This window comes from Glaesserella parasuis, from assembly GCF_017352235.1.
GTDB lineage: Bacteria > Pseudomonadota > Gammaproteobacteria > Enterobacterales > Pasteurellaceae > Glaesserella > Glaesserella parasuis.
Window position 1 is genome coordinate 55,843 of sequence record NZ_CP071487.1, and the last position, 13,545, is coordinate 69,387.

Sequence of the window (13,545 nt, forward strand, 5' to 3'; positions counted from 1 at the left end):
CTACTCCTATAATAACAATGTGATTTTATTGCGGATAACGTGCAAGCCATTTACAACATCTGCAGGAATATCCAAGTCCAAATACGTTGGGTCTTGGGCATTACGCTCAATCACCAAGCGAGATTTCCATTCGTCGACGTTTTCGATGATTTCGAGTTGCTCCATACGATAAAGCACATCAAGGATTTCCGACCGCACTTTGCGAATAACACGCTGTGTATTTTTAGCTCGTGGGAAACGTAAACGCTGACGAGTTTGGATTGCCTTACGCACATAATCTAAAGTACGAATAGTGGTTAAATCCAAATAACTTGGATCGTCGGTATTCGTCACTGATTTTGTATAAGTCGTAATAGCACGGCTAATCTGAACACGATTCACCACAACTTCAAGCGGACTTAGCCCATTAAATAAGGCTTGGTTTACCTCACTAAATAACGGCTTCTGCGAATCGTCTACCAAACTTAACCCCTTGACCTCAAGCGTATTAAGAGGCTTCGCAGGATCTTCCTCACCTGCAATCACAGCCCCATAACCTGCTGCAATCATCGCATTTGTTTCCGTACAACCCTTGTACCACGCAATAGAGATACGTTCAGAATTTAAACGAGAAGATAACGTTGTTCCTGTCGCAAAAGTACCACGCCAACCCATTACACCAATTCCTGCTTTATCCTCAATCGGATCGCTCATCAATTCCAAATGCTGGCGTAGTGCCGTTGCATTTTCTTCATCTGAAAATGGCGAAATAATCACGTTGTAATGCTTGCCTGCAACACTTGCTAACGCTGGTGCAATCTGGGCATTACGCTGACCTCCACCAAATGCAGTGACAGCAAGACTTAAAGTCCCAGCGGTGTGTTTAGCCGATAACATCAATTCGTTGCCAATTTCACCTTTACATTTGGTAGTCAATAGCAATACGCCATCACTTTCTGCACTTGCAACAACTTGACTATAACGAGAGGCATTAATCACAGCCACCAAACGAGTGACAATGGCAGTATTCGCTTCATTTTTTGCCACCGCAATTTCATAAGCCTCCCCACCGATAACAACACGCACCACACCAGCAATGCTTGCAGACCCTGTAAAAGTCACACGCCCTGTCGCAGCAACACCTGCAGAATGGTCTTTTAATCCAATAACCGTTAAGCGAATCAGTGAATTATTCTTAATAGCCTGACGCACCATTAAATGAGCTACAGAGCCAGCCCCAAATGCCTGTTCAGCATCGGTATCACTAAACACTTTGACAGGCAAGCTATAATTTCCTGTTGCTTGAGCCGTCATCGGAGCAACGATCAACACTTCTTGCTCATTCGTAGGCAAGGTGGTCACAGCGTCTTTATTATTGTATTCGGTATATACTCCTGGTTTACGAATACTGTTCGGGATTTTGTCAAAATCAACCATAATAATTCCCCCCTCCTATTTACTCTCTTTTTTAGGTTTATCTACACCAGTGACTAAGATTAAATCACCATCAGCGATACGACGCTGATAGTATATTGAGTTATCAACTTCCACCGGCTCGTGTTCGATATAGCTATGGGGGTGGTTCTCAAATGGCACTCGTACCCCATTAATTGCTTTTACTTTAATTTTCATCTTTTTCCTCCCTCACTACCGTCACTGAGGTAGTGGCGTTGTTATTTGACTCAAAAATACAATTATGCAACCCATTTAGCTCTTGGTATGGCTTATCAAGTTTGCCCTGATACTGCTTAAATAACTGTTCAAGCTCACTTATTCCCTCTGGAAATCTCCCATCCTCTAAAAAGCCGTTTTCGGTGTAGCTCATTTCAAACTCAATCGCAAAAGCAGAGATTTTCTCTTTTTTCACTTCCGCATTATTCCAAATGGTACGGATTCGCTTAGGTTGGATAGGTGACACCAATCCCCCTAAAGTTTGATTAATCAGCAAATACTTCACCGCACCAAGCAACAGATTTACGCCGACTTCTTGAGATGTTACGCCACCCACACGCCCCGCAACGGCGGAACGCATAGAGCGAGCCATTACCAACACAACAAAGGTATCCGTTGCTTGATAACGCTTACCCCTAGCATTGACTGAACGAGCATCAAAATCAGAGCCAGCGTAAGAAACCAAACAAGCAGGCAAACGGCGTACATCAAGCTGACTATCGTCAATTTCGCCAGAGTAACTCCCGACGGAATAAACCATCTTGCCAAGCCCAAGTCGCAACCGCTCAATCAATGCTTGCTCAATTTTAGTAATCATCGTTGGTCTCTCCCCCAAATACGATTACCGCCATTAAAAAACTGCACGCTGTTGTCGCCATTTGCCATATCCTCAACGGAGGATTCCTCAAGCCCAAGTGACACAATCCCTTTTGAGATATTCTCAAGCTCTTTTAAGCAAAATTTATAGCGATTTTCGACTTCTTCGGTCATTGTTACCGATGATTTACTGGTCAGATGATAACGAGCCAAATCACAACAAATGCGTGTCAGATTTTGTGGTACAGCCCTCAAAGGCAAGCGATAACGCCCACTCAAATAACCGTCAATTTGACTAGATGAATCTTTTAGAGCAACAACCAATAAGGCTTCATCAACAACGCCAAGCCCATCACGATCAGTTAGCTCTATTGATTCCCGTTCACCAATACGGACAACAAAATCTTCAACATCGGCATAGAGTGATGTTTTATCATCAAGTGCAGAAACCACACTTTTAATGTCGGCATACATCGCTACTTCTCACAAATTGGCACAAGCTCAAGATAAGGATCTTGCGAAAGTGCAATAATCTGCTCACCCGTTAAGGCATCAAACGGAATTTCCACTGCTTTATCTTTGGTAAAGCGATAACCGCAACGCCCATAGCTTGCTTGTGGGTGAATCGCCTTTAAGGTGATTTCAAAGGCAATCGGCTGAATTACCGCACCATCTGCTTTTGCATCTGCCACTTTTTCATCTGTTGCATTAGCTGAATCCGCAGAATCTGACTGTAACGAGTTCCCCGTTGTATCTTTGGTTTCATCTGCACCACCTTTTTCTAACTTAGCGGTTAGTTTTTCTTTTTTTGATTGTGCTTTTTTAGCCATATTTACCTCAGATTTAAGATTTATAAAGGGTGGGAAGTTCCCCACCCCACAATAACTACTCAACAATTTGAGCGCTCACAGCCACTTTTAACACGCCTTTTAACGGGTTGCTGGTGCCGTTAATCACATCGGCTTCAAACAGCTGACGGGCTTTGTACTCAAGTGACGGCGGAACAAGGATCACACTTGGACGGATATTCAAGAGCTTGTCACCATCGCCTTTTAACATACGCATCTTCGCCAACACATCCATCACCACATCAGCGGTTAAGTCAGACGATTCCACACGGTGAATCAGTTGCCAGAAACCAAAGCCAGCATTACCACGAGCACGCACACCCCACAAATACACATCTTCCATAAAGACTTTGTCGGATTTAGACGGATCAAACTTCGCTTCAATTTCAGGCTTAGTGCGTTCTTGCCAAATCAACGGCTTAATCGCATTAGTATCATCTAAAATATAAAATGCAGGTTTGCCTGATGCTGAGCCAGTGGTGACATTACTTTGCTGTTTCGCCACGCCAGTACCGTCCACATTCGGATAAACAGGGTGGTCAGTGTCAAAAAAGTTCTGCCCGTCATAACAAAGGGTAGATTTACCTTTTTTAAGCAACCCAAACACCAAATCATCAGGTAACTCCGCCGCACTTTGTCCTGCTTGTTGTACCACTGGCGTAAATAATCCCACTTGGTCATCTTCGATTTCAGTGCGTTTAATACCAACCGTCGATTCAAATAATTTGTTCTCAATGGTCATCCCTTGAGCTTGCATCTTCTGGATTTGACGCTCACCCACCCATTCACGCATTTTCGGGAATGCACCTAACCAACCATAAGTATTAGTCGCAGTTGATGATGCAATACGCATTGCAAGCATTTCCCACTGCGGTTTAATTAGACTTAAACCTGCTTTAAACTCTGTTTTAAATGCCGTATCTAACGCATTTAACAATTCTGACTTTTTAAATTTATCCATTACGCACCTGCCTTTTTATATTTTTCAACGTACTCTTCAGGGGTTAAACCTAACGCTTTTGCCCCAGCCATTTCCGCAGCCGACAACGCTACTTGTTGCGTCTGCTCGTTCGGGTCTTTGCCACCCGACTGCGTCCCCGCAAGAGCAGGGTTAGGCGACACCGTTGCCAAATAATCTGATAATGCCACCAGATTGTCTTTACCTAATTTTTCTGCCCACGCTTTCTGAGCCGGCAACAAACGCCCATCAGATAATGCAGTTTGAATTAACGCATCACGTTCTTTATCGTTAATTTGCTGTTTTAACTGGTTAAGTTCGGTTTGCACCGCTTGCAAATCGCTTAACGCCACAAATTCTGCAGGATCAGGATTGTTTACCTTCGCCGTTAAAGCCACCACCTGCTCCTGTTCTTTGGCAAGCTCTGCATATACATCGCTTAATGCCACTTGGCTGTCGCCTTTCGCTGCCGACAATGCCGTCAGCTTAGTTGTAATTTCGTCGTCCGTTGCTTGAGCTGACAAGCCAAACAACTTAATCAAAAGTTCTTTCATTTTGGAGTTATCCTCGTTAGGTTCTAAAAAGTGAGAAAACTGAGCAGACATTGCGACCGCTTCCGCCAAATTGTGTAATGCAGGGCGGTTGGTTAAAGCCGCATTTAACACCTTAATCACCGTACCCGACGCATCTGCCAAGAACAGCGGTGAAATATAGCGATAAACCCCATCTTTAATTTCAGTAGCCGCCTTAGATGTCCAACGCACATCAGCAAACAAGCCTTCGCCTGAAATATATTCCGCTCTCACAATCCAGCCTGCCGCAGGATTGCCTTTACCATTTTCTGCAATAAAGAGAGTTTGATGCTCATAATCAATCATCAGCTCAATGCCTAACTGATTGATCTCATCTGCTAATTGATAGCCGTTAGAATCTCCTACATAAAACGCCCCCTCACGTCCATCTTGCGGATGAAACCAACCAAACGGAAAAAGCTGAATACGCCCATTGACCTCTTTGGCAAGCTCAAAACTGCAAGCTATCGGATTAAGTTTGAATTTACGTTCCACAACGCACCTCATACAAAAAATTGAGGCTAGAGAATAAGAGATAAGAGAAAAGGAAAAACGAGGAACAACTTCCACACTAAAGGGAATTTGCAAATTTTTGAAAAAAAGTGACCGCTTGTATAGCGAAAGAGACACAACCCATTTTAAAACGTTTTAAAACCGTTTTAAATTGTTTTAAAAAATTTCGGACGATAAATCATACCAACAAAAACAAAATCGCCACTATGGGCGATTTAGGGGGATTTTAGACATTATTTTAAAATCGACTGCCAATAGTCCTGAACATCTTGCAAAATATCTTCCTCGTCCTGTGGTGTCAGCATTAAAAACGGACGGGCAGGAATTTCGACTTTATCAGTCATCACCCAGCGATCACCAATTTTAAAGACAAGGTATTTACCTTTTTTAGGGGTAATTACGCCGCCGAACTGATGAATAGCGGCATAGGCTTCATTTGTTCCCACAATCGCTTTATCATTATCAGAGACCTGTTGGATACTCCCTTTTAAATTACCCGAATCGTTTAAAGGTATGCCACTACGGTGGTGTATTCCCGCCCAAGATGGACGACCACCAGCTTCAAAATTGTCAAGCACCGCTTTTCGCATTGTGCCTGCAATATCACGCATTAATGGCTCACGGTGACGAGTAACCTCTGCCATCTCGTTTAAAATGGCAAGAATTTTATCGGCATTGTTGATTTTTAACTCAAGCATTGTTATAGTCCTTATATTAAAAGCCGTTAGAAAAGCGATGAATCTCGACGATCGCAAGCGATAGGTTGAAAAAGTACCTTGGACTGTGTGCAGGTGATTTCGAGCCCTGCCTAACGGCTTATTCGAATAACTTCATATTTTTTCATTTCTTTTTCTATCTGCTTCAAGCTAGATAGCCTAAATGACTCTGCAAACAATTCTCCACTAGAAATAAGATTTTTTACTACGACCATATACCAACGACTATCAATCTCTTTATAAAAATAAAGTTTATTCATTTTTTTATTTTGAATAGATTTTAAAACCCGATCAGCACCAAAAATCACATCAGGCATTTTAGTATATTCATCTAAGCCAAAATTTTGCCCTTCACGGCTATTAAATTGTTTGATTAATGTATCATCGGAAAGCCAAACAGTTCTCGCTGTAACACCCAATAAAATGGCGTTGCTTTCTTTAATGACACCGCTTGCAAATTTATATTCAAGTCGCAAATGATCTCGAATGGCATACATCAATTCATTACTGGCTTTTCCATCTAATCCTTGCAGCTTTTTAACTTCACTTGTTGCCTTTTCTAATCGTTCAAAAGCGTGTTTAAACTCAAACCCACTCATTTCAGCTTTAGCAAATTGATGAGCCAACTTTTCAGGATAAAGATCAAGGTTAGGCTTATAAGCTCGTCGCCCTAAGTTATAATCAAAACCACTATCTGCCGTCAGCACCGTTCCATCAGCCATTTTTAAGCCTATGGTCTTTTGCTTTACGCCTTTCTTCGGCTCAATTTCGACTTCATCTAATAGCTTAGAACCATCTGAAACCACTAGCTCTTTTCGCTCTAAATCACGCTCTTTTAGTGCATTAACAGTACAACGACAATTAAAGCCATTTGGTGGGTAAAATGTCGTCCAAAATGGATCGTCATAACGAAAAATTAATCCGTGCATAGATGCGTGACGTGGGCGAGTACGATTATCTAAGATAGCACTATATTGCCAATAAGGGCGATTATCGACATTATCCATTAGTTGTTGATACGTTTGAGCAGAAAAGGCAGCTTGCATATTCGTGCGATAAATCGTTTCAAGGCGACGGGGCGAACCAAAATATTCCCCCGTTTTCGGATCTGCAATAACATACTCTTTACGCTGTTTGTCGTAACCTGTAATCCAGCCCTTACGCTCAAACATTGCCATCACATCTTTCACCCAAGCATTATAAGGTTGCTTATTTCGCTTGGCTTCTGCCATTGATTCATAAATATTTGCAGTCATCTCAAGACTAGATAAATTTGCAATGCGTGAAGCTCTCGCTCTTGCAGAGTCACGCAAAGCAGGTTCATCTAAATGTTTCGAAAATGCCTTTTTACTTTCTAAAAATTCAATCGCTTTGTCAGGCGTTAAATCAAGGGCAAACTTAGCTGGCACGGCTCACCCCAAGCAATTCAGAGAGAAACATCGCCTTATTCAAATAATCAAAATGCTGTTTAGAATGTAATTTAGGGTAGAGTTCCGCCAGTTTCTCACTTGCTTCTTCAAAACTCCCACAACGATGTAACATTGCGACCACTTGTTTAATCATCGGATCAAGTTGAGCATTAAAATCCACATTCTCCAACGCTTCATCAAGCGAACTATCCAAAAAATCCTGCTCATCAAAGCCTGATTGTGTCGAAAATGCGTGAACTTTCCCCCCACACCCACAAGGACAATGAGGGGATTTCACAACCCTATCCGACAATCCGACCGCTTGTGTCGGCTGTGCTACACGCCCCAACACCGCTTCACCTTCTTGAACTTCGGGAATGCCTAACTTATCCCTTGCCCAATTTGCAGGGATTTGTAGCCCAATATCCACCAATTTCGGTAAACTCTCGGCAAACAACGCCAAATCTGCAGGTTCTTTGGTGTCAAATTCAAACGTCGGAATACGAGTAGGATCGACATTCGGGAAATTAATCAACAAATACGGCAAAATAATTTGCTGAGTAAATGTCTGCCCTAATTGCTTCACATCTGAAACTAACAAATCTCGTCGCACTTCATTGTGTACATTACCAAGGGCATTCGTTGAGCTTTTACCGTCTGCACCACTGGTCAGCGTTTGCCCCAAAATCAAACGAGCGATAGATTTTTCACACCAATCCACCATTTGTAAAAACGGATTATTGCCCGATGCTCCCCCAGCATTTGCCGCATTATGCAACTCAATACTCATTGATTCAGGCATAATTCCTGCCGCATTATGCCCGATCTCCGCTAATGCACGCTTGAGTGTTTGTTTCTCGTCTTTGGTTGCCCCTGCACCATATTTACCAATACGGATAGGCATTCCATACAACTCCAAAAACTCCGCAAAGTCGTGGATAGAGTAGTGCTTAAACATATACAGCCACGCAAGCGTACGGAACAAGTTATTGCGTGCTGCCTGTGTCGAGCGAGATTTGTGTGTATGAACCATCCACCCATAAGGGCGTAATGGTTCGCCAGTTTGATTTTGTGGGGTTTTAAGCAGTAAATTGTCTAACTTATCCCATTTAAACCACGACTGCGGACGGTGTATAAATGCATTCGGATACCACACCTTGCCATTAAATGCCCATTCAATTTCAAGGGCAGAAAAACCGTGACCAACAGCATCCATACAGTCAATAATCAAATCTTCGAGGTTGCCGATTTGATAAAACAACTCATCGACTTCATCACGCAGTTTTTCTTCCGCAGGTGTCGCATTGCGTGGGGCTTGTATCATCCAATCCACTCCCAATGCCGCACGCTTACGAGTCTGAATATTCGCAAAAATCGCTGAGTCACGCTCTTCAATATCCATAAATAACTCGTGCTGGGCGGTAATATCCCCATTTTCCGCATCATCAAAAATCTGCTTCATCTTCGCAGGGGTAATGAAATTGCTTGGGTGGTCTGATAACACCCGTCCCGTCGCTGTGATTTCGGCTAAATCGGTTTGTAAATTTGGGTTTTTAACGCCATTTAAATCGGGTTTTATATACTGTTTTTTCTTTTTCTTGCTCATAAATTATCCTACGATATAGGGACACACTGCGTGTGTCCGCCTGTCTTAATCTTTCACGGACACACGCAGTGTGTCCCTACCCGTCATTAATGTCGCCACTTACTCCGATATTCCCAATCTTCATCTTCTATCGACTCCCACTCAATCGGAGCTGAAGCCGTTACCGCATTACGCCACAACATCTCTAAAGCATCAGGGCCATCATCGTGATCCGCTTTCGGAAAATGTCTAAGCTGGCTCTCAAGGGTAGAGTGCGAGCGGTGGATTAAAATCAAACCGTTAGCGATATGCGGTTGCAAGCTCTCAATCCGCAACATTTTGTCGGTGTTAGGCTTAACCGCCATAGCTGGCACAGGCTTGCCACGTTGTGCCGAGCGTTTAACCAACTCCGTTGCCAAAAATTCCTGAAACTGCACCGTTTCTACAAACCATTTATGGCACTGGTATTGCGTATGTAGCCTAATCACATCTTCGATAATCAAATCAGGCAAACGCTTTTTAATTTGGGCTTCGACCACGTATAACTTACCGCTTGCACGGTGATACCCCCCAACCAAAATCGCCGACGGGTCACGGCTTGCCCCTGCTTTCCCCATAGACGGGTCTAACGCCCCAAAATAAATCAAGTCATCAGGCAACTCCGTCCAGTATTGCAAGCTGTTGGCAAAAATCGCATCATCACCGCTTACAGGGTCGTTTTGATATTCCGAATCAAAAGTAGCGTGTCCGTCCCTTGCCCGAATTTTCATTAACGCAAGAATAGGGCGAGCTTCCCACGACACCACCGCCCCTTTATCCATTTCCGCTTGATTTGCAAAATAAAACGCATCTGCGACCGCTTCCCCTTCGGTTAGGTAAAAGTTTTCCCATTTATCCCAAAGCACCATATTGTCAGGCATTTTTAAAACGGCTTTAAAATGGGCGGTGTTCCACGCTTTACTAGCAAGGGTGCGATTAAGTACGCTGTCGTAATGCAAAATTGTACCGATATAAATTACATCTAACTTGCCGTCCGCAGAGCCTAACGGCAGTACGGTTTTCTTAAGCCAATTATGCAATTTGTCACGCTGTTCAGGGTTGCGAACCTGTTCGTCATTCTCAATATCGTCCAAAATCACCAAATCAGGACGATAAGCCCCGTGGCGTAAACCACGCAATTTTTTGCCTGAGCCTGCCACTTGGACCTTCTGATTCGCCCGAGTAATGATTGTCCCCGACTGCCAAACACGCCCCACTCCTGAAATTTCAGGGAAATCAATGCGTAAACGTTGATTAAACTCAAGCTCTGATTTAATCGCTTCTAGCATAGGATAGGCTTGGTCGATAGAGTCCATCACTAATAGGGCGTAGCGTTTTTTCTGCGTAACCAAACACCAAAGCGTAGAGAGCTGAGTAACTATCGTGGATTTTGCTTCACCACGGGGAGCAGCAATCGCCTCAAGACAAGATTTTTCACTTGCAAACACTTTCGGCAGTCGCTCAAAAAGATAACGGTGCAGTTGAGATTTAGACGGGGAGCGAACATAGTGCGGAAAATAATGATTAATGAAAAATGCCAAGCCATTTACAGGGTCGGACACCTGTTTACGCCGTTCCGCCACCGCCTGCGGAGAATCGTCCCACCCATCAAAAGCGGCTTCGATTTTCGCTCGCATACTTTCCGCATACGCAGAAAGCTGTTGCAAAAACTCTTTACTTCTCATCATTTACCCCCAAAAAGTAGAGCGGCAAACAAAAACCATCCCCAGCCATTTTGCCCGTGGTAAGCAATAACACAGGCACAAATTAAACATAATGCAGACATTATTTCCCTTTCCTAAATGCTTTATCGACCACTTCGCCAAAATCACCCAGCACATCTAGAAAATCGCCGAATAAGTTTGGGTGTTTTTCTTTAATAAACTCGCCCAAAAGCTCTACCGTTTTCATTGCAACCGCAAGCTCTGACACATCAGGTAAAATTCGCTTACTCGCAGCGGTCATTTTGGTAAAACTGTCTGCCAACACAGAAAGCAAAGCGACTTTCTCTTTTGATGATAATTCAGGATTGTCTTTTAACTCTTCCATCGTGGCACGGTATTGCAAAATAAACCCCGTCAGCAAACTTTGAGAGAGTTCATCCATCTCACCGCCAGCCATAACCTGAGCATCTCGAACCTTATCCCAGTCATCGCCTGCCTTTTCCGCTTCGGTCTTCCAACGGCGAGCCGTATTAAAGGACACGCCCGCTTTTTGTGCCGATTGTTCAAGGGTAAAACGCTCAAAAACATAATAACGGCGAACATAAGTCTTCACTTTCGGATCGTGAGCCATTTAGCCCCCTAGTTTTAAACGGATCAGCTCAAAACCAATAGCTGCCAAGCCACCACCCACACCGCCAGCAATCACTGCATCACGGCGATTTTTTCGAGCCATATCATCAACTAATTTTTTTGTGGCGTGGACTTCTTTCTGCAAGGCTTCAATTCGCTCATTTTGCGAATCAATCTTTTCATTTGCTGACGTAACCGCCTCTAAAATCAGGTCTAATTTTTCCGAATCTGTCTGTTTTTGCTTTCTGCGACTCATTGCTTGTCCGCCTTTTTATCTAATTTTTGATTAACTTCTTTTAGTCCTTCCAAAATATCATCTAGCTTCTCTTTTAAGCCCTTATTGACTTCTTGAGCCAGCTCCTTTGATTGATATTTCTGCTCAATTTCTTGCTTCAACTCTTTAACGCTTTGCTCATTGCGGTTAATGCGGTCAAAAATCACCTTGGCACTAAAAGCAACAAGGGGAGCAACCACAAAAGAGACCAACATCTGAAACAGCTTCTCATCAATCATAACGCCCCCGTTTTGCTCGACCGACAGGGGATTGATTGCCTTGTTTGACTGCCATTTTTAACAAATCACGACGAGTTGCCACAGCTGGCTTCTGTTTTCTAAAAACACGCTCACGCCACCAGCTACGGAGCTTTTTGAATAGTCTTACCATGACAAACCTCCTCATAGGTCAGATTGTGTGCCAGCACTTGACGCTTCGTCTCCGTCGTATCCTGACGACTTGGGTAAATCAGCCCGAACGCCGTGCAACCTGTCGTCGTCACGGAAGTAACCGTGGGCGTGCAACTGCTGGTCAACAACGGAAGCATTGCTACGCTTAACATCATCGTGATTTTTCTGCTTAATTTGTGCATTTTTGATCTCCGTTTTTTGAGCCTGAATTTTGCTCGCTTGTTGTTGATTTTCTGCTTGTAACTTCCGATTACGCTCTTCAGCCTTTTCAACTTTTAACCAAAGCCAAAACAAGGCACAGGACGCAAGAAATAAAACAAGAGTAACTATTTTTACAGTCATCATTCGCTTTCTCCTTGGCGTTTACCGCCTATTGCATTAGCAAACCCTTTTGTTGCCACGCCACCACCGCAAAATAAAGCAAAAACCGTAAACAACTCCGCAACATTGGCACGGTCTAAATACACCGAATAAGCCAAAATCCCAGCCATTAGCAACGCCCCGAAAAACTGAATAAACGCCGTCGTTGATAAGCGTCCGTTATCGTTGGTAATTAATTCTTTAAATTTCATTTTTGTTCCTCTATATCATTCCCCCTCTTTGACAAAGAGGGGGTTAGGGGGAGATTTATCTAAATAAATGCCCCACATTCACAATTTCTTCACTATCCAACCATTCCCACACATCAAAGCAAGGGCAATCTTTCACCCACTCATTCGGGGCAATAGTGCCATCACCATTACGATCAGGACTTAAATCCCGATGCCCATAAATCTTCGCATTCGGGTATTTCGCTTCAAGCTCACGCAGTAAACGGTGTAATGCGTGCCATTGTGCTTCAGTAAATTCAGCGTGATTTTTACCATTAGCCGTAATACCGCCCACCACACAAATCCCGATAGAGTGGAGATTGTGCCCCTTGACGTGCGCCCCCATTTCACCAACCTGACGACCCGTTTCAACAGTTCCGTCCACATCAATCACAAAGTGATAACCAAGGTGTTCAATGTGAGCATTAAAGGTTTTCACCGCCCCTGCCAATCGCTTAAAGCCACGTTGCTTATGCCAGCCATCAATCACCTCTGCCGATGATTTGCCTGCTTGCTTTAAACTTTTGCCGTTGTGAGTGGCAGAACAATGAATTACGATTTTTCTAATAGGAAAGGTCATAAAAAAAGCCTCTTTAAGTGATACTTAAAGAGACTTTAAAGAATTAGGAGCGTGGAGAGTATGGGAAGACTTTCCACACTAAAACAAGACTGACTGAGATACGGATTTATAACGTTGATAATATCGCACAACCTCCCACGCAGTGCGATCACAAATTTGATATTTCTGACAAAGTCGCATTATCGCCATTCTCCCACTTAACTTGTCCGTTTCGGTTAAATGGCAAAAATCTGCATAAAGCTGTTGGTTTCGTAAAATCCGCAATGCCGTTTCACAGCGAGGAATATAAACTTCACCCACTTGCATATAACTTTGCAGTTTGACCGCATCTTCTTGCCCCAACACCTCACGCAATTTATCAAAATACTTAGCAGACTTTGAGAACTGAAACGAAAAGCCACCAAAGGCTTTAACAAATTTCTCCGTTGCAGGCAATCCAATCACCGCCACAATCTCTCTGACACTATCAGGCAAATACTCTTCTACATTTTCAAACTCACACATAACCCC

The 13,545-nt window shown here is 43.4% G+C and carries 19 protein-coding genes; all 19 read right to left on the reverse strand.

Annotation, left to right across the window (positions count from 1 at the left end):
- Positions 1 to 6 precede the first annotated feature (6 nt).
- The 19 genes from J1G47_RS00260 to J1G47_RS00350 all read right to left on the reverse strand — a co-directional run bounded on the left by J1G47_RS00260 (position 7) and on the right by J1G47_RS00350 (position 13,539).
- Positions 7 to 1,416 (reverse strand): phage tail sheath subtilisin-like domain-containing protein, encoded by a 1,410-nt coding sequence (locus J1G47_RS00260; protein WP_005711907.1) that lies wholly within the window; start codon positions 1,414 to 1,416, stop codon positions 7 to 9.
- 15 nt (positions 1,417 to 1,431) lie between these two features.
- A complete protein-coding gene (locus J1G47_RS00265) occupies positions 1,432 to 1,611 on the reverse strand; it encodes a DUF2635 domain-containing protein (RefSeq protein WP_005711909.1) in 180 nt (59 codons plus the stop codon).
- A complete protein-coding gene (locus tag J1G47_RS00270) occupies positions 1,601 to 2,248 on the reverse strand; it encodes a DUF1834 family protein (RefSeq protein WP_207326669.1) in 648 nt (215 codons plus the stop codon). The genes J1G47_RS00265 and J1G47_RS00270 overlap by 11 nt, the downstream gene beginning before the upstream one ends.
- Positions 2,245 to 2,721: a gp436 family protein gene (locus J1G47_RS00275; RefSeq protein ID WP_016057773.1), complete on the reverse strand. Its 477-nt coding sequence runs from the start codon at positions 2,719 to 2,721 to the stop codon at positions 2,245 to 2,247. Before J1G47_RS00275 ends, J1G47_RS00270 begins: the two co-directional genes overlap by 4 nt.
- A 2-nt stretch (positions 2,722 to 2,723) precedes the next feature.
- A complete protein-coding gene (locus tag J1G47_RS00280) occupies positions 2,724 to 3,077 on the reverse strand; it encodes a transcriptional regulator (RefSeq protein ID WP_207326670.1) in 354 nt (117 codons plus the stop codon).
- Between the two features lie 55 nt (positions 3,078 to 3,132).
- Positions 3,133 to 4,056 (reverse strand): Mu-like prophage major head subunit gpT family protein, encoded by a 924-nt coding sequence (locus J1G47_RS00285; protein ID WP_016057771.1) that lies wholly within the window; start codon positions 4,054 to 4,056, stop codon positions 3,133 to 3,135.
- A complete protein-coding gene (locus tag J1G47_RS00290; protein WP_207326671.1) occupies positions 4,056 to 5,132 on the reverse strand; it encodes a phage protease in 1,077 nt (358 codons plus the stop codon). The genes J1G47_RS00285 and J1G47_RS00290 overlap by 1 nt, the downstream gene beginning before the upstream one ends.
- A gap of 239 nt (positions 5,133 to 5,371) precedes the next feature.
- Positions 5,372 to 5,836 carry a phage virion morphogenesis protein gene (locus J1G47_RS00295; RefSeq protein WP_207326672.1) on the reverse strand — a complete coding sequence of 155 codons (465 nt, stop codon included), beginning with the start codon at positions 5,834 to 5,836 and terminating at the stop codon, positions 5,372 to 5,374.
- Positions 5,837 to 5,946: 110 nt separating this feature from the next.
- Positions 5,947 to 7,263, reverse strand: a complete 1,317-nt coding sequence (locus tag J1G47_RS00300) for a phage minor head protein (RefSeq protein WP_207326673.1) — start codon at positions 7,261 to 7,263, stop codon at positions 5,947 to 5,949.
- On the reverse strand, positions 7,253 to 8,869 hold the full coding sequence (locus tag J1G47_RS00305; RefSeq protein ID WP_207326674.1) for a DUF935 domain-containing protein: 1,617 nt from the start codon (positions 8,867 to 8,869) through the stop codon (positions 7,253 to 7,255). The genes J1G47_RS00300 and J1G47_RS00305 overlap by 11 nt, the downstream gene beginning before the upstream one ends.
- 86 nt (positions 8,870 to 8,955) lie before the next feature.
- Positions 8,956 to 10,572 (reverse strand): phage terminase large subunit, encoded by a 1,617-nt coding sequence (gene terL, locus J1G47_RS00310; RefSeq protein ID WP_207326840.1) that lies wholly within the window; start codon positions 10,570 to 10,572, stop codon positions 8,956 to 8,958.
- 100 nt (positions 10,573 to 10,672) lie between these two features.
- Complete coding sequence (locus J1G47_RS00315) at positions 10,673 to 11,182, reverse strand: DUF1804 family protein (RefSeq protein WP_021115430.1); 510 nt, start codon at positions 11,180 to 11,182, stop codon at positions 10,673 to 10,675.
- Entirely contained in the window at positions 11,183 to 11,437 is a 255-nt protein-coding gene (locus tag J1G47_RS00320) for a hypothetical protein (protein WP_160420074.1), read from the reverse strand.
- Positions 11,434 to 11,694 (reverse strand): hypothetical protein, encoded by a 261-nt coding sequence (locus J1G47_RS00325; RefSeq protein ID WP_005711935.1) that lies wholly within the window; start codon positions 11,692 to 11,694, stop codon positions 11,434 to 11,436. The genes J1G47_RS00320 and J1G47_RS00325 overlap by 4 nt, the downstream gene beginning before the upstream one ends.
- Positions 11,687 to 11,845 carry a hypothetical protein gene (locus J1G47_RS00330; protein ID WP_016528482.1) on the reverse strand — a complete coding sequence of 53 codons (159 nt, stop codon included), beginning with the start codon at positions 11,843 to 11,845 and terminating at the stop codon, positions 11,687 to 11,689. Before J1G47_RS00330 ends, J1G47_RS00325 begins: the two co-directional genes overlap by 8 nt.
- A gap of 11 nt (positions 11,846 to 11,856) precedes the next feature.
- Positions 11,857 to 12,210, reverse strand: a complete 354-nt coding sequence (locus tag J1G47_RS12070; RefSeq protein ID WP_042905515.1) for a DUF2681 domain-containing protein — start codon at positions 12,208 to 12,210, stop codon at positions 11,857 to 11,859.
- Complete coding sequence (locus tag J1G47_RS00340; protein ID WP_005711941.1) at positions 12,207 to 12,437, reverse strand: DUF2644 domain-containing protein; 231 nt, start codon at positions 12,435 to 12,437, stop codon at positions 12,207 to 12,209. The genes J1G47_RS12070 and J1G47_RS00340 overlap by 4 nt, the downstream gene beginning before the upstream one ends.
- A 55-nt stretch (positions 12,438 to 12,492) precedes the next feature.
- On the reverse strand, positions 12,493 to 13,035 hold the full coding sequence (locus tag J1G47_RS00345) for an N-acetylmuramoyl-L-alanine amidase (RefSeq protein ID WP_075620985.1): 543 nt from the start codon (positions 13,033 to 13,035) through the stop codon (positions 12,493 to 12,495).
- 78 nt (positions 13,036 to 13,113) lie between these two features.
- Complete coding sequence (locus tag J1G47_RS00350; RefSeq protein ID WP_005711943.1) at positions 13,114 to 13,539, reverse strand: Mor transcription activator family protein; 426 nt, start codon at positions 13,537 to 13,539, stop codon at positions 13,114 to 13,116.
- Positions 13,540 to 13,545: the final 6 nt, after the last annotated feature.